Origin of the sequence: Ciceribacter ferrooxidans, from assembly GCF_004137355.1 — a bacterium.
GTDB lineage: Bacteria > Pseudomonadota > Alphaproteobacteria > Rhizobiales > Rhizobiaceae > Allorhizobium > Allorhizobium ferrooxidans.
The window spans coordinates 1-259 of sequence record NZ_SDVB01000143.1; the positions used below are offsets into that span (position 1 = coordinate 1).

1 protein-coding gene is annotated in these 259 nt (G+C 54.8%); it reads right to left on the reverse strand.

The window, feature by feature from the left end:
* Positions 1 to 259 (reverse strand): SDR family NAD(P)-dependent oxidoreductase (locus EUU22_RS04275; RefSeq protein WP_129330839.1); only part of this gene is annotated, 259 nt, incomplete at both ends.

A 259-nucleotide genomic window follows, 5' to 3' on the forward strand; every position in this document is an offset into this window, starting at 1 on the left:
CACTTGTCGATCGGAAAATCTTCGATCAGATCCGTATGCTGGATGCCGGCGTTGTTGACCAGGATGTCCAGCCCTCCCAGCTTGCCAGCAGCCTCCGCAATAAATGCGCGCGTACCCGCCGCTTGGGAAAGATCAGCATTGAGGTAATAAACCTTGACGTCGTACTCCAGTTCGATATTGACGCGCTCTTTTTCGATCGCCTCGGGATCACCGAACCCGTTCAGCACGATATTGGCGCCATTGGATGCCAGTTCACGGG